This window comes from Nostoc sp. NOS(2021), from assembly GCF_017115025.1.
Taxonomy (GTDB): Bacteria; Cyanobacteriota; Cyanobacteriia; order Cyanobacteriales; family Nostocaceae; genus Nostoc.
In genome coordinates, this window is record NZ_JABXKM010000035.1 from 38,608 (window position 1) to 60,895 (window position 22,288).

A 22,288-nucleotide genomic window follows, 5' to 3' on the forward strand; every position below is an offset into this window, starting at 1 on the left:
TTCCTTAAAAAATCTTTTTGAACAACCTTTCCCAAATAGAAGATGTCCTCTTGTTACTCACACCACCTCCATTCAAATCTGACAGAGTGGGAAATGATGCAGACTTAGCATAAGGCCCATTTCGCAAAACTTTAGCTAGGGTATTGTTATTCTCGCGCAAACCTTCGTAAAAAAAGAATACCTCTCCTTGAATGCCAAGTTGACGATTGTATTCAATTGCCTGCACCAGATATTCTGGACTAATACAATAACTGCCAAGCTTCATCAGAATTCCTGGCGCTAACTTCGGCAGTGTCGCATCTGTGAACTGCTGGTTTACCAGTTTATCAGCGATCGCCTGATAACTTTTAAAGTCACGGCGATAAATCTGCGGCTGAATCATATCAACTATTCCCCGCTTCAGCCATGCGGGGGAGTCTTGCAGATATTCCTGGAATGCCCAATCATAGATATTAGGTGCGATCGCTACCAATAAGTTAGGATTCACCGCTTTCACCTCCCGGTAGAGACGCGCCAAGAAGTCAGTGAGAATATCTGCACGCCACTGTAACCATTGTCTGTCCTTGGGGTTCTGTGGCGGATTGTGATCAAATTCCTGGCGATAGCGGGTGACAGTTACCTCATCATAGCCACCTTCACAGGGTAACGCCGGGAAGCGATCGTCTCCTTGGACACCATCCACATCATAATTCTTCACAACTTCCAGCACCAAGTTCAACAATAATTCCTGCACCTGGGGGTCGAGTGCATTCAACCACTCAAAGCCGTTTTTCTTCAGTAAGTTACCGTTACAATCACGCGCAGCCCATTCCGGTTTTTTCTGTAAAAGTACACCACCATTCAAATTGTAGGAACTAGCAAAGCCGTATTCAAACCAAGGAATGACTTTTAACCCAACTCGCCGCGCTTCAACCACCACTTCTTCTAATGGGTCACGACCTACACACAGAGGGTCAATTTCGACTCCAAATGTCTGCTGCATTGTTTGACTAGGATACAGAGTTACTGCCTTGTTCCAAACAACGGGAAACACCACATTAAATCCCGTCTCGGCAAGCAAATCCATCGCCTCGGCAATGCGTTGCTTTGACCTGAGAACTTTACTATCAGTAGTCGTCAGCCAGACACCGCGCGTTTCTATTGTGCCCATTTTATTTGTGTCTCAAATAATCATCATAAATTTCATGAAGGGTATTTTGTTAATCCAGGTTGATATATTCTAGTACTTGTATGAAACTCTGCTGATTTATTACCAATATCTATCCAAAGGTGAATTGCTATTTTAAAACTATCTCGTTAACAGATATTTTTACGAAAAACATTACACATAATAACTATCACCAAAAAAAATACTACATATGTCTGTAATAGAACTAACTTGGAAACACGATTATATAACTACTAATGGGGTGAAACTACACTACGTTACCCAAGGTGAAGGCCCCTTAATGTTGATGTTGCATGGGTTTCCTGAGTTTTGGTACTCTTGGCGGCATCAAATACCAGAATTTGCCCAAGATTTTAAAGTAGTTGCCCTTGACTTGCGTGGCTACAACGAGAGTGATAAACCAAATGAGCAATCAGCTTATGTAATGGATGAATTTATCAAAGATGTTGAAGGAGTAATTAAAGCATTAGGATACCAAAAGTGTATTTTAGTTGGACATGATTGGGGTGGTGCGATCGCTTGGAGTTTTGCCTATACTCACCCTAAAATGCTAGAGCGATTAATTATCCTTAACCTGCCTCATCCTGCCAAATTTTCCCAAGGCTTACGCACTCCCCAACAGTTGCTACGTAGTTACTACGTGTTTGTCTTTCAACTACCGTGGATACCAGAATTACTTTTACAATCTTCAGACTACCAAGCAATTGAAACAATTTTTAAAGGTACAGCAGTTAACAAGAGTGCTTTTACCAAAGCGGATATTGACGCTTATAAAGATGCTGCTGCAAAACGCGGTGCCCTCACAGCAATGTTGAACTACTACCGCAATATTTTTCAACAGAGAATGCTAAATTCAAATTGGGGCGTTCTGGAAGTGCTAACACTAATGATTTGGGGAGAAAATGACACCGCACTCGGCAAGGAACTAACCTACGACACCGCAGCCTATGTCAGGGACTTTCAAATCAAGTACATTCCCAATTGTGGTCATTGGGTGCAGCAAGAACAGCCTGAGTTGGTCAATCACTATATACGAGAATTTCTGAAGATTTAACCTAACAGTATTTGCTAAGATGTTATGAAATCAATTGATAAAGTATAAATACTCATCAAAATAGCCAAGTTATGGCGAGTAGTGCAAGCTCTTAAAAAGATTTAACAGTGATTTAACACTGGCAGTTTTTAAGGTTTATCGACTACAAATCGTCCAAAAACAGAATAAATGGCATTTTTTCCTTCGCCATCATCGCTGTTTCAGATCATAACCAACTTCTGAGGGCATAGATAGATTGACCTCACGAAGTTTAGTGAGATAATAGAGTTGTGAGGGACAGAACGGACACAACTTGATTATTAAGGGGGAAAATTATGAAACTCCAGCTATTAGCGGCCATGGCCTTAGCAACTCCCCTATTTTTCACTAGCTCGGTTAGAGCCGAGAATCCACAGGACTTAGAAAAGCTGCTTTCAACTGGGGAATGTATCCAGTGTAATCTATCGGGAGTTAACCTCAGTGGCGCTCATTTAATTGGTGCTGACTTGAGAGGCTCAAAGCTCCAAGGAGCCAACCTTGTAGGGGCTAACCTCGAAGGTGCTGACTTAACTGGTGCAAACTTGGCAGGTGCTAACCTAACATCAGCTTATGTAACCAATGTGAATTTGAAGCAAACCAATCTCAACGGGGTAAATTTTACTCGTGCTACGATTAACGATTCTAATGTGTATCAAGCATCAATGAATGATCTCAATCTCACTGATGCGAAAATATTTAACACTGGAATCGGTATTGGTGGAGAAGGAGAAGATGCCGTGATTCCCGATTGGAAATAGGCTCAACTGAGTAGGCAGGTTAAAATAAACAGAACATAGGTTTTTGCAGGTTTTAAATCAGAGAAACTGGTTTTTTGCCAGCATTATCCTTAAAATCTGCCTATACAAAAATAAAAAATTAACCCTCTCTGCCTTGTAATCAGTTTACTATGACGAAAGCAGAGGGGGTTTCTTATGGGGATTGAGCCGATATCCACGCAAAAATGATCCTCCCTAACCCTCCTTAAAAAGGAGGGAACTAGAGCAAGGCTTTTTAATTTACAGCAGCACTGACTAAACCATTGTGCCTGAGTAAAGCGATCGTACTTGGTTCACGACCCCGGAAAGTTTTAAACACCTCCATTGGATGCTGACCCCCACCAAGAGCCAGCACCGTATCGCGATAACGCCGACCTATAGCTTTTATAGCTTCTTCATCTTCTAGCCCAGCTTCTTCAAAAGCGGCAAAAGCATCAGCGCTCAGTACCTCGGCCCACTTATAACTGTAGTAGCCTGCTGCATAACCACCCTCAAAAATATGTCCAAAAGCACATAAAATTGAATCTTCTGGAAGTGGTGGTAAAACGGTAGTAGTCTTGGCTATGCGATGACGTACATCTGACGGAGTTTCATTACTACCAGGGCGATAGCGGTAGTGTAGTTCTAAATCAAGACTGCTCATGTGAATCTGCCGCAACATGGCAGTACCACTCATATAATTACGCGCCGCTAGCAGCTTTTGATAATAATGCTCCGGTAGGGCTTCACCAGTTTCGTAATGTTTCGCCATTCCAAACAAAGTGGGTCGCTCATAGCACCAGTTTTCCATAAACTGACTAGGTAGTTCTACTGCATCCCACTCCACGTTATTGATGCCTGCGGCTCCGGGATAGTCAACCTTGGTGAGCATATGGTGCAATCCATGACCAAACTCGTGGAACAAAGTCTCTACTTCCGAGAAAGTCATCAAACTAGGTTTACCATCTACGGGAGGACTTTGATTGCACACCAAATAAGCTACAGGTAAGCGGATGGCAGTGACACCATTTTCAGTGATTTTGCCTCGATTGATGCACACATCCATCCAAGCACCACCGCGTTTTTCGGCTGGACGGCTGTAGGGGTCTAAGTAGAAGTAGGCTATGGGAGAACCAGTTTCGTCAGCAATTTGGAAATAACGGACATCCTCATGCCATACTGGCGCTTCACCATCGGCAGAGGTGACAGTGACGCTAAATAGCCGCTTGACTAGTCCAAATAAGCCGTCTAACACTTGGGGAAGAGGGAAGTAGGGACGCAATTCTTCAGAGGTAAAGGCAAATTTTGCTTCTCGTTGGCGTTCTGCCCAAAAGCTGATATCCCAGTGTTTTAAATCCGTAGCTTCTGCTGCTCCCTGTGTCGCAGCAAAAGCTTTGAGTTCTGCCAAGTCTTTAACAGCAGCATCATAACTAGCGCCGCGTAGTTCTTCTAACAGGGCGTTGACTGCCTCAACGTTGGGAGCCATTTTACTCGCTAGGCTCAACTGGGCAAAACTCTTAAAGCCAAGTAAATCTGCGAGTTCTTGCCGTAATTCCAAAATGCGCTCAATTAAAGGGTTGTTATCTAAATCGCCACCAGAAGCGCGGGTGATATGAGCTTTGTAGAGCTTTTCACGTAAATCTCGACGGGTGCTGTGCTGCATGAAAGGGCCGTAACTGGGGAAGTCCAAAGTAATCCGCCAAGGGCCATTTTCTGGTGTGGCGTTGCTTTCGCCAGCCGCACGAGCACCTTGGGCGGCTAAACTCACTAAGCTTGGTGGTAAACCGTCAATTTCCGCTTGTGTTGTCAGGGTTAAGCTAAAGGCTTTAGTGGCATCAAGTACATGGTTAGAGAATTTGGTAGAAAGTTCTGCTAACTCCATTTGTATAGCGTTGAAACGCTCTCTTGCCTCTCCTTCTAAGCCAATACCAGAAAGTTCTGCATCTCGAATGGCGGCTTCGACAATGCGCTGTTGGGCTAATTCTAAAGTTGCCCAACTATGACTGCTACGGAGTACTTTAAAAGCATTGTAGATGGGTTGGCTTTGACTGAGCTTGTTGATAAATTGTACGACTAGTGGCTGTACGATTTCATGAGCTTCGCGCAGTTCTGGGCTATTTTTAACACCCATTAAATGATTCACCGCCCCCCAACTCCAAGTAAGCCGTTCTGTCAGCTTTTCTAAGGGTTCTACTAAACCACTCCAAGTAGGCTCTACACTAGCCTCTAAGGTGGCAAGCTGCTGGTCAAGTTCTGCCAGCAACTGATTGAAGGCTGGTACTACTCGTTCTGGTTTAATCTCTGCAAAAGGAGGTAAACCAATGCCTTGGAGTAAGGGATTGTGGAAAATAAGGGTACTTGCACTCATGGTTTTGTGTGAACTGCGGACGAATAAAAACCAACAATGATTTTTGTTTATATATCTTCTAATGTAGCGATCGCTGTGCTAAATAATCTTGCCATTGTAGAAAAAAGGCAAAAAAAGCGAGAATTCCTCACAAAAGTATCCTGATACAGCTATTTTGTTTGGTTTGTGAACAATGGGACACATTGTAAAGTTCTATAACTGATATCAAGCAAAACCCTTGATATCAGGTTGTTTTAATCTCAAACTTTACTTTCCTTCTCCAGTTGAAACATTCCCAAAAAGGATTATTTATGCACAAGCTTGAGGCACTGAAAATGGTGAAGAGTTGATTAAACCTCTTGCCAAACTTTGATTGTCCCAATATCACTTGCTTTCTTGAAGTCAAACTTACAACGCTTTAGACTGTGCGTAGACGCGTTGGCGTTGGCGTAACCTCTTGTAGAGAAGCGGCTTGTCGCCAGACATCGCTCCATCGCTACCCTGTAACAAAACATTAAGCGCTGTGCCAGTTGTGCGATCGCATGGTGTTGACCCTGATACTATCTAGCGATAGATTTGCGATCGCTTATGGGGTGCTTCACACCATCGCAGAATCCATTCGCCGAACTTAACCTGAGCAAAGGCGATCGCTAAAAGACATCATCATGTACTATATCAAATTAACTGAGCGCAATCGAGCGTCCTTGCCGAACGAGAAGAAAGGCTCTATATTTATGATTTTATTTGGCAACTCATCTTTTTACTCGTAAAATCGAAGACAAGATCAAGGTCAGTAGAAAAGAGTCCCTAAATTAATGAGTACGTTAATCAGTCAGGGTGGAAGAGCTATCACTAAATTTCAGATGGTAGACCGAATAAACGATATCGCTTGGCAAGCTCACCAAGGTAGCGTTGCTGCGATTATTCAGCTATTGAACGAAAAGCTAGCCAAGTCTGGTGTCAGAACTAGAGCCATTTTTTCTCATGGTGTCTTACAACTTCTGTGCGAGGCGGCTAGGGTAGAGCAACTTGAGCAATCTCCCCTCGTAGAACAAATCCAGCAAATTCTTGAGTCCATCGCCCCGCGTCAGATTCGCCGAGTCAATATCAACAGTCGAATTGTTCGGGAACAACAATTACTTTGGTTAAAGGAAATAGATAGCGATCGCGACAACCAATTGCTTTGGTCACAGGAAATCACATTAATTCAGCCCAATATTGTAAAGCAACTAATTAAAGATTTAACAGAAGCTCAAGCTGAACTAGGAAAACCAAATTTCCCTAAAACTTCAGTCTCTCGTCCTTTAGTACTTATTAACAAAGAAAAGCACAAGAATAAACCTCAAACAAAGATATTAGCAGCGGCTGGTTTATGCTCACTGTTGTTGCTTAGTTGGGTTGTTTATGCCCAATTAGGTAATAAACTGAAAAACCTAATGCAACTAGAAACTTCCAAATCTTTAACTACAGAAAAGACTAACGATAGGAAAGCCCAAACACCATCTCGTGTTCCTAACAATAGCCTTTCTGAGCCATCTAATGACCCATTTCCAATATCTGTACGAATTGCAAATCAAGCTTCTACATCTGGTAAAACAGCCACAACCTCAACTCAGTGGTTAGAGATAGCTGCTAAGTGGCAACGGGCTTCAGATTTAATGGGCACAGTGCCACAAAACCACAGCCGTTATCAGGAAGCTAAAATTCGTACTCAACTATATAAGAAATACAGTGAGGCGGCGCAGAAAGAAGCCAATAAGAGTAAATCTTAGTTTTTCTTATTGGAAGACTTCGATTATTGATTAGTATTCTAGCAGTGGGGAATGGATTATTTACGGCTCTACCGCTCTCTTTATGGATTCTAATAATAAAACATTGTTCTAGCCTGTGTTCCTTAGAGAGCTTGAGTTTTAAGCTTTGCAGGCTTTTTTCAGTACGGTGTTCGGTTAAGTCCAGTGTTAACGTTTAAATGGTAAGGATTGTGAATTGTCACAGTAACTTTGCCTAGTACGTATTAAGGACTTCAGTGCTTAAGATAAAGACTAAAGTCCTTATACCAATTCTATGTGAGGCTGCGCTTTATTCACGTAGGGGCAATTCATGAATTGCCCCTACAACGCGGTTTTGGGTAAGTTCTATAGGCGCATCCAACTTATTTATCCAGCAAAGTTACCTTGGTTTAAACTATGCTAATTCACCACCTCTATCTAATAAAAAAATTATTGGATAGAGGTGGTTGTGAATTTAGCTAAATTCATTACTAACGTTCATAGTGACCGCGAATCCATACCTTATGGTGATGTATTCTCTCCCAATGCCCAGGAATCCACCTTTGATGATGATGCCCACCAATATCGATTACTAATGCTGATGCCTGTTTTGGCATGGCAGCAATGAACAGTGGTAAAGCAACTAATACACCTGCAAGCATCCGTTTCATAACTAATTTTCCTTTGTTCAACTATCTGGGATTAAGTCAGTTAAATTTTTTGTGAGTTGATTTTCAGCAATTTAACTGAACTGATTTATAAATTTAGACTGCTGCTTTATTCAAAAGGTTTAATTTAGTTTATGTCAATTTTGTGTTATTGATATGTCAAATTGTTTGATTGATTAAATAGGTATTATTTAGAACTAAATTGTACGGAGAGTCTAATTGGCGTAGGCGTAGGCGTAGCCCGCCGTACATTGGTGTCAACTTCAGGTGAAAGCTTCTGACTGTATGAGTTTTGCCCTCAGAATTTCCAGTCTTGTACAAAATACTGTTGGGGACAATTGGAAAAAAATCGACCTTATTCTCAATAAGGTCGATTAATTCGTGGGGTCAATCTAAAATTTAAAATCCAAAATCCTAAATGTGTATGTCCCTTAACTCAGGAGTTCTCCTGTTTCTTGCAGGGAGTGCAAGCGGCGGTAAATACCCTCGTGACGCAAGAGTTCATCGTGGCTACCCACTTCTACAATTTTTCCTTGCTCCAGAACCACAATTTTATCAGCTTCCCGCACTGTGCTTAGACGGTGGGCAATGACGATGGTGGTGCAAGTGCCCTGAATCGATCGCATCGCTAGCTGAATTGAACGCTCAGACTCATAATCTAAACTAGAGGTGGCTTCGTCAAAAATCAGTACGTCTGGTTCCACTAGCAACGCCCTCGCAATTCCCAAGCGTTGTCTTTGTCCTCCAGATAGCCTGACACCTCGTTCCCCCACGACGGTGTAATAACCTTGGGGTAAGTGCTGCACTACTTCATCGACTCTGGCAATTCTACAGGCTTCGTGAACCTGCTCCAAACTCGCATTTGTCCTACCATAAGTCAGGTTATCCAATATAGTACCGTTGAAAACGTCTACTTCTTGGTGAACGATCGCTAGCCTTCGTCTATATTTACCCACATCCAAAGTGCGAATATCTTGACCATCAATCAGAATTTGACCTTCTTGAGGTTCAAAATATCGTAACAGCAATTTCACTAAAGTAGACTTACCAGAACCCGAACGCCCCACTAATGCCACTGTTTGGTATGGCTCAATCAACAAGTTAATATCTTGCAAAACTTGACGGTTGGCATCATATCCAAAACTGAGGTGCGACAACTCAACTTTTCCAGTAAATTTATAAGGTGATTCTGTCTGGTTGCTCTCTTCTAAAAGACTCGCTGAATCAGATGCAGTTGGCTCTTGGAGAAATTCGTGAAACCGTAGCATGGAAGAATAACGACGGGCAAAAACTTCTGCCAAAGTGTTAATAGGTTCTAATTCGGCATATGCCATGCTAGAAAGAGTTAAGGTCATGACAAAGTGACCGAGAGAAATTCTTCCATTTACAGTTGCTGCTAGAGTCAAGCCCAGGATAGTAAACACGCAAAACTGAATTACAGTCCTTTGCCATGTAGCTAGTTTCACATAACCTTTGTGGACGCGATACTCAACCACCATTAGTTCACGATCCAAACGTAGCTTTTGCCGTTTCAGTTCGTTAGCTTCTGTAGCAAAAGCTTTCACCGTTTTGATGTTGGTGATCAGTTCAGAATTGCGGCTTTCCGTATCTTCTGAATATTTATCCAGAAGAGTTTCGTGCCAAATTATCTGCTGTAAATTTCTCAAGCTCAAGCTAAGAATAACTACAAAAGAAATCAGATATAAAATCGCAATTCGCCACTCAATCACCAAGATAAACACGAAAATTCCCAGTACACGAGCTAGTCTAGGAATCAACTGTCCGGCAACTTCGGGGTACGTAAAAGTGTGGTTAGTTAGACCTCTAGCTATTCTTCCAGCGATGCGTCCGGGGTTATTTTCATCATAAAATTCCAGTGGGAGAGTAAGAATTTTTTCTATGGCTGTTTGGGCTTTCTGGCGACGCAACCTTAAGGCTATACTCCAATGAAACCAATTAGTTAACCAAGGTTGTGTTGGCGCTCTCACTACGGTGACAACAAAAATTAAACCCAGTAATACACTCAAAGATAGACTTTTACTAACTGGGTAATTGGTGATGTCAGAAACAGTTGCGATCGCACTTTGAAGTGGTTTATCCAAAGGTTGAGCAGACAAAACGTTTAAAATCTGCCCGATCGCATAAGGGACAACCAAATCAATAATCTCGTAAATGCTGGATGCTGTAATACTGAAAACACTCAGCTTCCAGTCAGAGCGAAAGTAATTGACAATATCTTGAAATTTGGCCATCATGCACACCGTCCAAGAGCGCGATCGTAAACTTGGAATTAATATACTACAAACGTATTACAAACTAGTCAAGGGATATATGTTTAAATCACTCTTTTGGAGTAGTAGACATTTGTGCGGGAACAAATTCTAGGCGATAGCGATAGAGGGCAACTGGTCGAGAACCAGCTTTAAAGTAATCTGGATCTTGGGGTGAAAGATAGACAGCAGTAATTTGATCTGCCTCAATCGCCGGATTAGCTGTTGGAAGTTTATGATAAGCGGTGGTAGATTCTACAGAGTTTAAATAAGGGCGTGAACCGCCTTTGAATAGTTGTTGAAACACTTCTGTGGTGATGAACTTGCCATCAGGGGTAGTTTCTGTGCCCCGTGCAGTCACAATGGAAACTAGTTGGCGACTGTTACGCAAGAACGTAATCTGACGATTAGGTGAATCTGGATCTACTTTCACTAATAACACTGCTTCATCCCCTAAATAAGCCCTTGCTAAATTCAAGCTATTAAAGGCTCTATCTGCTATTAAAATTGGGGATTTGTAATCTATCTGAGGAAATATTTTGAACCCAGGAATATGTGGTTGCTCTTTCACAAATCTTACTACAAAACTCACAGGCTGATTTAATTGTCGGCGATTACCTTCAAACCCTGGAGTTACGATATCTGGTGCTAAAGGCGCAACTAAATCTACCAACGTACTCGTAACTTGCCAAGAACCAGCCATCCATTTCGGGTAAACTAAATCACCAGAAGCCGGTTGCACTGAAGTTAATTTTTCCCATTGGGGAAAATGTGCTAACCGTTCAGACAACTCTCCTGCAAGAGCTTCACCACCCCACAGGAGGAATAAAACTAGCAAGCAAAAACTCCAAATTACCTTCATTACAAGCATTAGCAGTTTTGTATTTAACGTTTATTATTTAATTAAGTAAGAGGGAAGAGGGAACAGTTCGATACCCCATAATTAAAATTAGGGGATTTGAATAATGACGCATTGAAACATCGTGGCTTACTTATCTGGTTTCAAATATTTTTATCTCTTTTCATAAATAAATATAGGGCGCTGTTACCCTATATTCGGGGCTAATTCTTTTTCTGTTAAGAGTTCCCTCTTAAGAGGATGTTTGAAAAGTCCTGTTGTTGGTATCAAAAGTTTTAGATCCCTCTAAATCTCCCTTCAAAAGGGAGACTTTGATTCCGGTTCCCCCTTTTTTAAGGGGAGCCAGTGCGTTGGGCGGCTCCGCCGACTTGAAGCACCTGGCGTGGGTTAGGGGGGATCTAAAAGTGCCTAAAGTCACAGCGAAAAACTTTTCAAACAACCTCTAAGAGTTCCCGCCCCGTTGGCGCAGCCTCTCTAAGAGTTGGGGCTTGGTAAGTTTGTGTAAAAAATTAAAAGTTTGTAGTAAGATACTTAATCCTACAATCCCAGATTATGGTAACAGTATGACATTGGCACTAGGCATGATTGAAGTTTATGGCGTTCCCACAGCAGTGGAAGTGGGAGATGCTATGTGTAAAGCTGGCCGTGTAACCCTTGTTGGTTATGAAAATACTGATTTGGGACGAATTACCGTATTAATTCGGGGGGTTATGGGCGAGGTGAATGAGGCGGTGACAGCAGGAATAAAGGCGGTGCTGCGAGTTAACGGTGGCGAGGTGCTTTCTTATCATATTATTTCCCGGCCTCACGAAAATTTAGAATATGTTTTACCGATTCATCGCAGCGTTAATGTGGAGCAGTTCAGTGCAGATATCCGATTTCCTCCACCCTTATCAGTTTAACTATATTAAATCTCTGCTGGTAAAGGTTGCCAAACTTCCCCATATTGCTCCCGTAAACTTTGCCAAGCTTCCACCTGTCCTGGTTCATATTCTCCCGGTTTACCCCATTGCAAAAAGAGGCTTAAAGCAGGCTCCTGTTTATCATCTAAAAATCGAATAGCGTAGGTTGTAAAGTTCCCCCTCTTCGCTTCACCAGTTTCAAATTTCACCTGAGTAATTTTGTCCATATTCAAGTGAAACTCAAAGCCTTCGGTATGCATATTAGCATACTTTCCTTTAGGCAATTCTGCATAAAATAACTTTTCTATTTTGCCTCGTGCTTCTAATACAGCAGCACTGCTAGTAACAATTAGGCGCAAAGTTCCCAAAGTCTCGCAAGCTGCTAAAAATTCTTTCAAAGTAGTACTCATAAATTGTTATCCTTTGTTAGTTTTTTGACTAATGCCCAATGCCCAATGCCCAATGCCCAATGCCCAATGACCAATGACTAATGACCAATGACCAATGACTAATGACTATTTTTCGTATTGTTCATAAGCAGCGACAATGCGCTGAACTAGAGGATGGCGCACGACATCTTTTTGGGAAAATTCGCAAAAGGCAATGCCTTCAACGTGTTTTAAAATTTGTAAAGCCACTCCTAAGCCCGATTGTTGGTGAAGTGGTAAATCAGTTTGTGTCATGTCGCCTGTAATCACCATCCGCGAACGGAAACCCAAACGAGTCAAAACCATTTTCATCTGAGCGGGTGTAGTATTTTGAGCTTCATCGACAATTATAAAAGCGTTATTGAGGGTGCGTCCTCGCATATAGGCGAGTGGTGCGACTTCAATCACACCGCGTTCCATTAAACTGGGTACTTTTTCTGGGTCGATGAATTCATAAATAGCATCATAAAGTGGGCGAAGATAGGGATTAACTTTCTGCTGCAAGTCTCCAGGCAAAAAACCGAGTTTTTCACCGGCTTCGACGGCAGGGCGAGTTAAGATTAGCTTTTCAAACTGGTTAGCAAGGAGTGCTTGCACGGCGACAACAACAGCGAGATAAGTCTTACCGGTACCAGCAGGCCCAATACCAAAAGTGAGGTCACGCCTACGGAGTGCGTCGATATATTGACGCTGGCGAAAGGTTTTGGCCCGGATTTCTTCACCTCGGCGAGTTTTAGCGAGGACATCTCGCTGTAAATCTTGCAGTTCCCCTTGCCGATCGCTATCTATGGCTTGACGAGCTGTTAAAATATCGGCACTGGAGATGGTATTGCCTTTAATCCAGAGGTCTTCAAGCGATCGCACTAATCGAGAAGCCACATCAATTTGCCCTTCGGTACCAGAAATCACTAATTCCTGTCCGCGTAGCACTAAAGTGGCTCCTGTCTGCCGAGATAGGATTTTGAGATTTTCTTCTCCATCTCCTGCAAGAGCGATCGCACTGGGAATATTCGGCAGCTGAATTGTTAAGGCACCTGCCATAGTATTTCTTAATTCGTGAGGATCTGTATTTGACAAAGGTTGGTATTTTCTCGCTAACGGCGAAATTACGCTTTTATTACTTACATTTTGGAAAAATCTTTGCAATAAATAAATCGGCTGTAGTTAAAAGGGCGCTTAGAAACCGTGTGTACATAAGCAAAACCCACCTCCGTGGGTTTCAAAACCTCAATTTTTCTTAGTCCGCCTCCGCGGACGAGAGTTTGTGTAGCCGCGAATTCTATTCGCCCTTTTGACTTTCCATCTTTACAAAAATTCTGAGCGGAGGTAACTACAACCGCTCAGACTTGCTCTCTAGTTTTGACCTAGCGGAGGCGGGGTTTAACAATGGGTCTAGGCCCATCATTTCCACGCGGTTCTCTCCTAGTCGGCGGTGGCGATCGCTCTTCTGTCTCTTCATCAAAAGACATACCCTCGCGGCCCGGAGTGGTGCTGCCGTAGATATCCAGGTATGTTGATTGCCCAGCTGCGGCTGCGGCTGCGGCAATTACTGTACGAATCGCCTGAATATTGCGTCCCCCTCGACCAAACACTTTCCCTTTATCTGTGCTTTCAAAGGCGATGCGAACCCAAACCCGGTTGAGGGCCTGAGAAATTTCACAATCGACGCTTAATGTCTCTGGAGATTCCAAAAACGGCTGCACCAAAAACCGAACCAGCTCAACATAGTTGGGACTAGCTGTTGGGAATTTTGTTTCGGAATTATGATGCGGCTGTGGCACTGACCTGTTCAAAAACATTGGCTTTTACTAAAATGCGACGGACGGTGTCAGTGGGTTGAGCGCCTTGTTGTAGTCGCTTGACGATGCCGGGAACGTCTAGTCGCACTTCATCGGTTCTGGGGTTGTAGAATCCCAACTCTTCTAGTGGGCGGCCATCGCGGCGAGCGAGGTTGTTAATGGCGACAATCCGGTAACTTGCTTCCCGCTTTTTACCGAATCGCTTCAAGCGCAGTTTGATCATGGTTGAAGAATCATTCTCCTGTTGTTTAGATATTAATTAGCAGCTAGTTCTTGAGGAAGTAACCTAAATCTGGCTGCTGCCGAGAAATTCAGGGTCAGTTTCCTCTGCTGATAAATTCTGAGGCCGAAATGCTAATTTTAGCACTGCCTAGCATTTGCTGCTATTAGTCATTGGTCATTGGTCATTGGTCATTAGTTAATAACTAACGACTAAAGATTGCCAAAGCCTTTTTTCTTTTTCTCTTTCTTTTTCTTTTTAGTGGCTGGGGCACCACCACCATAACCCCGCCATCCGGGGGCTGCGGGACGATCGCCTGCACCTGCGAAGGCATTACCCATACCGCCGCCGCCAAACATTCCCGGCATTCCAGGGAAGCCACCTTGACCCATTTGCTGCATGAGCGATCGCATTTTTTGGAAATCACCCACTAGTTTTGTGACATCAGATTCTCTATACCCTGAGCCAGAAGCAATCCGCCGCCGCCGACTGGGAGAACTGGCTAATAAATCGGGGTCGTGACGTTCTTGGCGAGTCATGGAGTTAATCATCGCCTCACAGCGCTTCAGTTGGGTTTCTCCCTGCTTGAGTTGATCGTCTGAGAGCTTGTTCATCCCTGGAATCATCTTGATCAAGCCTCCCAGAGATCCCATATTCTTCAGCATCCGCAACTGCTTGAGAAAGTCAGTAAAGTCAAACTTTGCTGACAAAATTTTCTCCTGCATTTTCTCCGCATCTGCTAAGTCAAACTCTTCTTGGGCTTTTTCTACCAGGGTCAGCACATCACCCATTCCCAGAATCCGCGATGCCATGCGATCGGGATAAAACGGTTGCAGTGCCTCGACTTTCTCACCCACGCCCACAAATTTAATCGGCGCTCCCGAAATCTTTCGCACCGAAAGCGCTGCACCACCACGGCTATCACCATCCAACTTGGTGAGAATCGCCCCAGTAATTCCGATCTGCTCATGGAAAGTGCGGGTAAGATTGGCTGCCTCTTGACCAGTCATCGCGTCCACCACCAACAGAGTTTCATGGGGTTGGACAGTTGCTTTGATCCGGGCTAATTCCGCCATCATTTCTTCGTCAATTTGCAGGCGTCCAGCAGTATCAATAATTACTGTGTTTACACCTTCTGCCCTAGCGCGTTCTACACCCTGTCGAGCAATTTCTACGGGATCGGCGTCGCTTCCTAGTTCAAATACTGGTACGTCAATTTGCTTACCTAACGTCACCAGCTGGTCGATCGCTGCTGGGCGATATACGTCTGTCGCCACCAATAAGCAGCTACGCTCTAATTTACGGAGATGTAAGGCTAACTTAGCGGTAGCTGTAGTTTTACCAGTACCTTGCAACCCAGCCATGAGAATAATAGTAGGCTGTTCCTGGGCTTCTGCTATGGGAACATTCTCTTCTCCCATCACCTGCACCAGTTCATCGTGAACAATTTTGATGAACTGTTGGTCAGGTCGCACACCGGTAATCACCTCGGCTCCTAGTGCCTTGGCTTCGACTTCGCTAATAAAATCTTTGACTACCTGGAGATTGACATCTGCCTCCAACAAGGCGCGGCGCACTTCGCGCAAAGCATCTTGAATGTTGGATTGAGAAATTTTGTCCTGTCCCCGCAGTTTTTTCCAGGCGGATTCTAAACGGTCAGATAGAGCATCAAACATAATGTAATTACAGGTAGTTCGCAAATGGGGAATTCTAAACCGCCGATGAATGCGATTCGGAATTTCCGTTTAAAGTTTAAACGTGCTATTTACCAGCTTAATATTTTTCACCGCGACTGTAGCAACCAGATACTTACCTTTATTGGGCATGGGGCATGAGGACTCCGATGTTTGAATACTCGCTAATTCGTAATATTATGAGTTAGGTGGCTACGGGAGCCAATATGTCACAGCGAATCAAAGTTTACTCCTACTCGATATACCACTCGTCAAATTCATATATTGGTATTGCTCTTGCCGAAAAAGCATTGCAGGGATTGCCAGTTGATATTGAACGACGACCAATCTACATACCGAAAGAGCGAGGTATAAAGGTAGCTGACCTGCAAGGACGAAGTGAAAGCGCCCTGTTATCGTCGTATCACAAAGAAGATTGTCTGCGGTGGGCGAAAAAGTACGGCATTGAAATTCGGCTCAAGGAGTATGAAGAATTTGGTAGGTGGGTCAAGCGTTGGGAGAAAATGAAGTTTGGTCGGGAAGAACTTCCGGCGAGAGCGTATTACGCTGCTTGTGGAAGTGGGAAGGAACATCTGCTTGATGCAGCTTTCTTTCGAGCGACGTATATTGACCTACTTGATGTAAACGATGAGTCTGTGATTAGGAAAGTTGCAAATGATGTTGGGCTGAATGGCGATCGCATTCTGGAATTAGTATACGGCGAAGCAGCTAAACAAGCAGCAGTGGCAGCTTTGGCAGAATATGAGCAATTTGGCTGTCCTGGAGTCCCAACTTGGGTAGTGGAAGGCGAAAGATTTTGGGGAAAGGATCGTGTTGATTGGGTTACAGAAAAGGTAAAACAATTATCTAGTCAAGTTGAAATTGATGGGTAAGCAAGTTCGTAGTAAGGACTTTAGTCCTTATTTTGAACGCTGTTGTTGATAAAAGCGGACAACTTTTTGCACATAGTCAGCAGTAAAGCCTTTGTCACAACCTGTATAGTTACCAGTCATCCACCAACACGCTGCGCCACGCACAGATGCAATTTCATTGTTGTTGGTGGCGCCCAATTGATTGCTTAACTCACGGCGCATGATACAGGATACAACTTGGCGAGCGATCGCAGGGCTGTTTTCAAACTGCGTCGGTGTTAGTTCTCGTTTGAGACAAGTTTTTGTCCAGCCTTTGAGGGTTTCTGGTTTAACTTGCCATTCGCTGTAAAGTCCATCGTTGGGATTTTTTGTCTGCGGTGCAGCCCGTCGCAACGCCTCTACCATCGCCGCAACTTGGGTATCAGAAACAGGCTGCTGTGCTTGAGCTAATAATGGCAATAGTCCGAAGCTGATAAGAACTACGTTGAGTAGTAATCCTATGGGGTTTTTGATCATGAATTTGGAATTATTTTAGATATCATGAGGCATCATATTATATTTTTACTATGCGAATAGCCAAACGGAATGATTGGAAAACAGAACCTATGCCTTCTGCGTCCACAAATATAACGGTAGAAAAACTTTACTCACAGGAAGAATTCGACAGAATTGCTGCTGGAGTCATTCCAGAGCAGATGGAAGATAAGTGGTTTATTTTCTATGAGGCTCCTTGGCTATACTTGCATCGTAGTTGGACTGGTTTTTGCATTTTCAAAGTGCGTTTTGAGGTAGTTGGAGAAAGCGTAAAGATTGCCGAAGTGCATGTAAATCGAGATCCAGCACAACAGATGAACACCGACGATGAGCGCGATGCCTCTATGTTAGGAATCTTGCTGGATTCACGAGCTAAACGTGATGTGCGAAATCAAATGATCCGCTTCATCAAAGGTGAATCCAGTAATTAGGCATCCACAAAAGATACCTGTCAGTATGAACTCAGGCATTGACTAGATTTTCGACAGCATCGGCACTATTTGGTAATGCGGCTGTTAATACTTCGCTACCTGCTGTTGTAACTAATACATCATCTTCGATGCGGATTCCGCGCACATCGGCAAATTCAGATAAACGCTGCCAATTCACTACATTCTGATATTTTGAGCGCAGATTGGCATCATTTAAAATTGCTGGTACTTGATAAAAGCCAGGTTCAATTGTGACTAACATTCCTGGACGCAGGGGACGATTTAAACGTAGGTAGCTTAAACCAAAGCGATCGCTCCTTTCACGTCCCTCTTCATACCCTGCTAAATCGCCCAAATCTTCCATATCATGCACATCTAAACCCAGTAGATGACCAATACCATGAGGGAAAAACAGCGCGTGGGCATCCATTTCTACTAAATCTTGGGGATTTCCTTGTAAAATGCCTAACTCTACTAAACCTTCAGCGATCACCGTGGCAGCTAGCAGATGAATATCCCCATACTCTACACCAGGGCGTATTTTGGCAATGCAAGCATCATGGGCTGCCAATACGACATTATAAATATCTCTCTGGGTTGATGAAAATTTACCGGAAACTGGCCACGTGCGGGTGACATCACCTGCCCAACCCGTCTGGGTTTCAGCGCCAACATCGGCAAGCAATAAGTCACCTGGTTGCAAACTATTGTGATACTGTTCGTTATGCAAAACTTCACCGTGAACAGTGACAATACTGTTGTAGGAGGTGGTCATATTGTGGGCAATAATTACCCCTTCCATCGCTGCACGAACTTCTGCTTCTAGTTTGGCTTGAGGTGTGGCAGCCATACCAGCTTTGTGGGCTTCTACAGTAACAGCCGCAGCTTTTCGCAACTGGGTTAATGCAGCTTGATCATGAGTGAGGCGGAGAGAAACGATCGCCTTGGCTAACTCCAAATCAATTCCTTGGGGAGGACTTTGCGGTAAAACCCATCTATTTAATAGCTGCGTCTGCTGCGTCCAAGTAGCGGCATCTTGTACAGCAAGTGTAGCGGCATCTTCTACCCAAGACTCTAACTCTGCCATTGGTCGAGCCACATCCGCCCCAATCTTCTGGGCTATTTCCTGGCGCGTTGGCATTTCTCCATGCCAAAGGGCGCTGCTGGGTGAGGGGTCGTCGATGAATAGTTCTAGCTTACCCGCTTCTAGACGAATTGCCGCCTTTGATAATGGCAGTCCGGTGAAGTAGAGGAAATGACTGCTAGCGCGAAACGCAAAGGGATTTGCTGGAAAGTTGCGCGGACTGTTGCTACCTGACCACAGAATTGCTGGAAAATCAATCAGGTTGGCTAGTTGTTGCCGTCGGAGGCGTAAAGTATCGATTAGGGAAGTAGAAGTTTGTTGGATAAGCATAAATGGAAACTCAAAGAAAAGGATAAAGGTGATAGTTCTGCCTTTATTTAGTCGTTATCTTCTTTATCGTTATCGTCTTTTTTATCATTCTTGCGATCGCTATGTTTGTCGTCGTCATGTTTGTCGTTCTGCTTTACCTGGTTAGGCTGTTGGGTAGGTTGTACGACTGGTTTTTGTTGCTCAGTTGGAGCAGCTGGCTGCGGTACTTCAACAACACAACTAACTAATCCTCCAGAAATTAGCGCTAAGTTGAGAGCAGCAAAGATGCTTCTGAAGATTTTTATCCTCATGTTTCCGTTTTGCTTTAACATTGACCCTAGTTTTTGGGGATTGTATTACTAATTTATAAGGTACTGTATATGGCGTGATGGATAAGCAAGTCCTTATTTTTTAAGCACTAAAGTGCTTACTACAAACCCCTAAAACTAGCATAAATCTTTAACGCACTCCTGATAAATATATTGCTGTCTAACTTTCAAGGTGACTTTAGTGGGACAAATCATTACTCAGGTTGATGCTTTTACCAATACACCTTTCGCAGGTAATCCGGCTGCTGTCTGTGTTTTGCCTACTCCCCAAGACGAAGGCTGGATGCAGAACGTGGCGCAGGAGATGAATTTATCTGAGACGGCTTTTCTAGTTAGACAGGATGATGGCTTCAATCTACGTTGGTTTACGCCGACGGTGGAAGTACCGCTTTGTGGTCACGCAACTTTAGCTAGTGCCCATGTACTTTGGTCAGAGGGGCATTTATCACCTGATGAAGTGGCGCGTTTCTATACCAAAAGTGGAGTGCTGATTGCTAAGTTGCAAGGTGAGTGGATTGAGTTAGATTTTCCTGTGAATCGCTCACAAGCAGCGATCGCTCCTCCAGAACTCAAGGCAGCTTTGGGTGTACCATACAAATCTGTCTTGCAGAATTCACTAGGTTATTTAGTGGAATTAGAATCGGAAGACTTGGTGCGGCAAATGCAGCCTAATTTTCAACTCCTAAAAACGTTGCCTGTTTCTGATGTTATAGTCACCAGCGTTACGCACTCTGATCCAAATTATGATTTTATCTCTCGTTTCTTTGCACCAGGAGTAGGTATTAATGAAGACCCCGTTACTGGGGCTGCCCATTGTTGCCTTGCTGCGTTCTGGCGCGATCGCCTACACAAAGATGAGTTTTTGGCTTATCAAGCATCTAGTCGCGGTGGGGTGGTAAAAGTACGTTATACAGGAGGCGATCGCGTCTTTCTTGGCGGACAAGCGGTAACTGTGATGCGAGGCGAGTTAATTACCGCCTAAACCTAATATTCCAAATCAATCGCATCTGGCAAAAACTCAGCATCAAGAACTTGGGCAATGGAATAAGGACACTCCACTGGAAACGTATCTATTAGTAGTTCAGTTTCATTACTAGCAGCTTTTAATCCCCGATAGTAGCACTGGGCTAAAACTTCTTCTGGATAGGACTTGAGGCTGGGACTCTCTTGCAGCAAATCTGCAATTCGGTTGCGTTGCTCATCAATCGTATTTCGCCAGGAGCCACTCCGCAAACTAGACTGATAATGCCACTTGAGCAAATGCTGTAATAATATCTCCAAGCGGCTTTTCAACTCCCGTCGATCTGACCGTCCCAAGCTTTCAATCTCCTCAATCACAGCATCCCAATCTACTTGTCCAAATTCTCCAGCACGAATGAGTTGTACAGTTTTTTCTGTCCATGCTACAAAGTCTGTTTCATATAACTGGGCTGCGCTTTTGGGAATCGGAGTCATAAGCTTCCTGCAATCCACCGTAGACGAGCAAAATTTGAGATATTTTACACCCATTTTAACGTCAGCTATGCGAGGCGATCGCGTCTTTCTCGCCGGACAAGCAGTAATTGTTATGCAAGACGAGTAACCTCACTTCCATTCCTCTCTCCTTTTAGGCTACGGTGTATACACAAGTCTGAAATAGCTGATTCACCAAGGTTTTACCCCACCCTAACCCTCCCCTTATAAAGGGGAGGGAACTAAATTTCCTGTTTCCCCCCTTTATAAGGGGGGATTAAGGGGGGTAATTCGACTTGTGTATACACAGGCTTTGAATCTTACTCCCCTTCCTTTATAGGGAAGGGGCTGGGGGTTAGGTCTGTATTAGACTGAACTGAGAAGCGCTATATTCTCTCTTAGTCCACGGAGGTGGACTTTGTTTATGTAGCCGCGAATTCTATTCGCTCTAGCTCTAAGTTGACACCAATGAGCCTTGCTGTGCCCCTACAGTCTGGTCTATTTACTTTTCAGTCTCCAAACCTCTAAAGAAGTGCGGTGAAAAATACTAACCATTGACTCTACCTAATTTTTGCAAGCCGATGCAATGGCATTGTCAGCCGATACAATTGCATTGTCAGCCAATACAATAGCATTGTCAATCGATACAATAGCATTGTCAGCCGATACAATGGCATTGTCAATCGATACAATGGCATTGTCAGTCGATACAATGGCATTGCAAGAGCTTGAGTTAAAATAACACGGCAATACAAATACTAAACCGCAAGAGCGTACTTTTGCGAAGAAGCGACTGTCACAATATTTAAATAAACTTATATTTTAATTTCAAAAATGTCTGCTAAACACAAAGATAGTAGAAGTCCTATCCAATCTCGTGACTGGCCAATCGAGCAATTACCTGGAGTGAGCCACGAGGAACAATCTCAACTGCAAAATTGTGGGATTACTAGCACAGTAGCGCTAATCAAACAAGGGAAGACTCTAGAGGAAAGAGTAGCGTTAGCCAATAAACTACAGATTCATCTTCAGTATGTAAATAAATGGATAGCTTTGGCTGACTTGGCGCGTATTCCCAGTGTCGGGACACAATATTGTGGTTTATTGCTCCATGCGGGTATTGCTTCTGTAGCGCAGTTAGCTCAAACTCCGACTCACAGATTGCACCAACAAATTATGCGCTTGCAAGTAGCAACAATGCAGCGACGAGATTTGTGTCCAGCAATTGAACTAGTACAACAGTGGAGTCAGCAAGCGCAAGCAATCATTAGTTAGGAGTTTGGAGTTAGGAGTTATATCATGTCCGCTTGATTACTTATTAAACCCGAAGAACCCCACCCCGCCAAA

Annotated in this window: 24 protein-coding genes; 10 read left to right on the forward strand and 14 right to left on the reverse strand. The window is 43.7% G+C overall.

Annotated elements, in window-relative coordinates:
• Nucleotides 1-4 precede the first annotated feature (4 nt).
• The gene (locus HWQ41_RS04055; RefSeq protein WP_292760165.1) at nt 5-1,150 is read right to left on the reverse strand and encodes a family 10 glycosylhydrolase; all 1,146 of its coding nucleotides are present in this window, start codon (nt 1,148-1,150) and stop codon (nt 5-7) included.
• 208 nt (nt 1,151-1,358) lie between these two features.
• On the opposite strand from HWQ41_RS04055, the gene HWQ41_RS04060 reads away from it, so the two are divergent.
• The gene (locus HWQ41_RS04060; protein WP_292760166.1) at nt 1,359-2,222 is read left to right on the forward strand and encodes an alpha/beta hydrolase; all 864 of its coding nucleotides are present in this window, start codon (nt 1,359-1,361) and stop codon (nt 2,220-2,222) included.
• A gap of 314 nt (nt 2,223-2,536) precedes the next feature.
• Complete coding sequence (locus HWQ41_RS04065) at nt 2,537-2,998, forward strand: pentapeptide repeat-containing protein (RefSeq protein ID WP_292760167.1); 462 nt, start codon at nt 2,537-2,539, stop codon at nt 2,996-2,998.
• 253 nt (nt 2,999-3,251) lie between these two features.
• Here the strand turns inward: HWQ41_RS04065 and HWQ41_RS04070 are convergent, their stop codons facing one another.
• Nucleotides 3,252-5,363 carry a M3 family metallopeptidase gene (locus HWQ41_RS04070; RefSeq protein WP_292760168.1) on the reverse strand — a complete coding sequence of 704 codons (2,112 nt, stop codon included), beginning with the start codon at nt 5,361-5,363 and terminating at the stop codon, nt 3,252-3,254.
• Nucleotides 5,364-6,157: 794 nt separating this feature from the next.
• On the opposite strand from HWQ41_RS04070, the gene HWQ41_RS04075 reads away from it, so the two are divergent.
• Nucleotides 6,158-7,114, forward strand: coding sequence for a hypothetical protein (locus HWQ41_RS04075; protein ID WP_292760169.1), 957 nt, complete (start codon nt 6,158-6,160; stop codon nt 7,112-7,114).
• Between the two features lie 488 nt (nt 7,115-7,602).
• On the opposite strand, the gene HWQ41_RS04080 is transcribed toward HWQ41_RS04075, so the two are convergent.
• The 3 genes from HWQ41_RS04080 to HWQ41_RS04090 form a co-directional block, all read right to left on the reverse strand.
• Nucleotides 7,603-7,782 (reverse strand): hypothetical protein, encoded by a 180-nt coding sequence (locus HWQ41_RS04080; RefSeq protein WP_292760170.1) that lies wholly within the window; start codon nt 7,780-7,782, stop codon nt 7,603-7,605.
• 428 nt (nt 7,783-8,210) lie between these two features.
• Entirely contained in the window at nt 8,211-10,031 is a 1,821-nt protein-coding gene (locus HWQ41_RS04085) for an ABC transporter ATP-binding protein (RefSeq protein WP_292760188.1), read from the reverse strand.
• An 88-nt stretch (nt 10,032-10,119) separates the two neighbouring features.
• Nucleotides 10,120-10,920 (reverse strand): DUF6816 family protein, encoded by an 801-nt coding sequence (locus HWQ41_RS04090; protein WP_292760171.1) that lies wholly within the window; start codon nt 10,918-10,920, stop codon nt 10,120-10,122.
• A gap of 551 nt (nt 10,921-11,471) precedes the next feature.
• Between HWQ41_RS04090 and HWQ41_RS04095 the strand changes: the two genes are divergently transcribed.
• On the forward strand, nt 11,472-11,810 hold the full coding sequence (locus tag HWQ41_RS04095) for a carbon dioxide-concentrating mechanism protein CcmK (RefSeq protein ID WP_292760172.1): 339 nt from the start codon (nt 11,472-11,474) through the stop codon (nt 11,808-11,810).
• 5 nt (nt 11,811-11,815) lie between these two features.
• Here HWQ41_RS04095 and HWQ41_RS04100 read toward each other — a convergent pair whose 3' ends face one another.
• The 5 genes from HWQ41_RS04100 to ffh all read right to left on the reverse strand — a co-directional run bounded on the left by HWQ41_RS04100 (nt 11,816) and on the right by ffh (nt 15,933).
• Nucleotides 11,816-12,220, reverse strand: a complete 405-nt coding sequence (locus HWQ41_RS04100) for a ChuX/HutX family heme-like substrate-binding protein (RefSeq protein WP_292760173.1) — start codon at nt 12,218-12,220, stop codon at nt 11,816-11,818.
• 105 nt (nt 12,221-12,325) lie between these two features.
• Nucleotides 12,326-13,279, reverse strand: a complete 954-nt coding sequence (locus tag HWQ41_RS04105; RefSeq protein ID WP_292760174.1) for a PhoH family protein — start codon at nt 13,277-13,279, stop codon at nt 12,326-12,328.
• A gap of 323 nt (nt 13,280-13,602) precedes the next feature.
• The gene (locus HWQ41_RS04110; RefSeq protein WP_292760175.1) at nt 13,603-14,037 is read right to left on the reverse strand and encodes a KH domain-containing protein; all 435 of its coding nucleotides are present in this window, start codon (nt 14,035-14,037) and stop codon (nt 13,603-13,605) included.
• A complete protein-coding gene (rpsP, locus tag HWQ41_RS04115; protein ID WP_012409382.1) occupies nt 14,000-14,260 on the reverse strand; it encodes a 30S ribosomal protein S16 in 261 nt (86 codons plus the stop codon). The genes HWQ41_RS04110 and rpsP overlap by 38 nt, the downstream gene beginning before the upstream one ends.
• Before the next feature lie 209 nt (nt 14,261-14,469).
• Complete coding sequence (gene ffh / locus HWQ41_RS04120) at nt 14,470-15,933, reverse strand: signal recognition particle protein (RefSeq protein WP_292760176.1); 1,464 nt, start codon at nt 15,931-15,933, stop codon at nt 14,470-14,472.
• Between the two features lie 24 nt (nt 15,934-15,957).
• Here ffh and HWQ41_RS04125 point away from each other — a divergent pair, with 24 nt between their 5' ends.
• Nucleotides 15,958-16,092: a hypothetical protein gene (locus HWQ41_RS04125; RefSeq protein ID WP_292760177.1), complete on the forward strand. Its 135-nt coding sequence runs from the start codon at nt 15,958-15,960 to the stop codon at nt 16,090-16,092.
• Nucleotides 16,093-16,157: 65 nt separating this feature from the next.
• Nucleotides 16,158-16,823, forward strand: a complete 666-nt coding sequence (locus tag HWQ41_RS04130) for a DsbA family protein (protein WP_292760178.1) — start codon at nt 16,158-16,160, stop codon at nt 16,821-16,823.
• 27 nt (nt 16,824-16,850) lie between these two features.
• Here HWQ41_RS04130 and HWQ41_RS04135 read toward each other — a convergent pair whose 3' ends face one another.
• The gene (locus tag HWQ41_RS04135) at nt 16,851-17,318 is read right to left on the reverse strand and encodes a hypothetical protein (protein ID WP_292760179.1); all 468 of its coding nucleotides are present in this window, start codon (nt 17,316-17,318) and stop codon (nt 16,851-16,853) included.
• A gap of 89 nt (nt 17,319-17,407) precedes the next feature.
• Here HWQ41_RS04135 and HWQ41_RS04140 point away from each other — a divergent pair, with 89 nt between their 5' ends.
• Nucleotides 17,408-17,767: a hypothetical protein gene (locus HWQ41_RS04140; RefSeq protein ID WP_292760180.1), complete on the forward strand. Its 360-nt coding sequence runs from the start codon at nt 17,408-17,410 to the stop codon at nt 17,765-17,767.
• A 31-nt stretch (nt 17,768-17,798) separates the two neighbouring features.
• Here the strand turns inward: HWQ41_RS04140 and HWQ41_RS04145 are convergent, their stop codons facing one another.
• Both HWQ41_RS04145 and HWQ41_RS04150 read right to left on the reverse strand, forming a co-directional pair.
• A complete protein-coding gene (locus HWQ41_RS04145; protein WP_292760181.1) occupies nt 17,799-19,181 on the reverse strand; it encodes an aminopeptidase P family protein in 1,383 nt (460 codons plus the stop codon).
• A 47-nt stretch (nt 19,182-19,228) separates the two neighbouring features.
• The gene (locus tag HWQ41_RS04150) at nt 19,229-19,471 is read right to left on the reverse strand and encodes a hypothetical protein (RefSeq protein WP_292760182.1); all 243 of its coding nucleotides are present in this window, start codon (nt 19,469-19,471) and stop codon (nt 19,229-19,231) included.
• A 199-nt stretch (nt 19,472-19,670) separates the two neighbouring features.
• On the opposite strand from HWQ41_RS04150, the gene HWQ41_RS04155 reads away from it, so the two are divergent.
• Nucleotides 19,671-20,471, forward strand: a complete 801-nt coding sequence (locus HWQ41_RS04155; protein ID WP_292760183.1) for a PhzF family phenazine biosynthesis protein — start codon at nt 19,671-19,673, stop codon at nt 20,469-20,471.
• A 2-nt stretch (nt 20,472-20,473) separates the two neighbouring features.
• Here HWQ41_RS04155 and HWQ41_RS04160 read toward each other — a convergent pair whose 3' ends face one another.
• Nucleotides 20,474-20,944: a DUF29 domain-containing protein gene (locus tag HWQ41_RS04160; protein ID WP_292760184.1), complete on the reverse strand. Its 471-nt coding sequence runs from the start codon at nt 20,942-20,944 to the stop codon at nt 20,474-20,476.
• 583 nt (nt 20,945-21,527) lie between these two features.
• On the opposite strand from HWQ41_RS04160, the gene HWQ41_RS04165 reads away from it, so the two are divergent.
• Both HWQ41_RS04165 and HWQ41_RS04170 read left to right on the forward strand, forming a co-directional pair.
• Entirely contained in the window at nt 21,528-21,683 is a 156-nt protein-coding gene (locus tag HWQ41_RS04165; RefSeq protein ID WP_292760185.1) for a hypothetical protein, read from the forward strand.
• A 92-nt stretch (nt 21,684-21,775) separates the two neighbouring features.
• Nucleotides 21,776-22,216 (forward strand): DUF4332 domain-containing protein, encoded by a 441-nt coding sequence (locus HWQ41_RS04170; RefSeq protein ID WP_292760186.1) that lies wholly within the window; start codon nt 21,776-21,778, stop codon nt 22,214-22,216.
• The last annotated feature ends 72 nt before the right edge of the window (nt 22,217-22,288 follow it).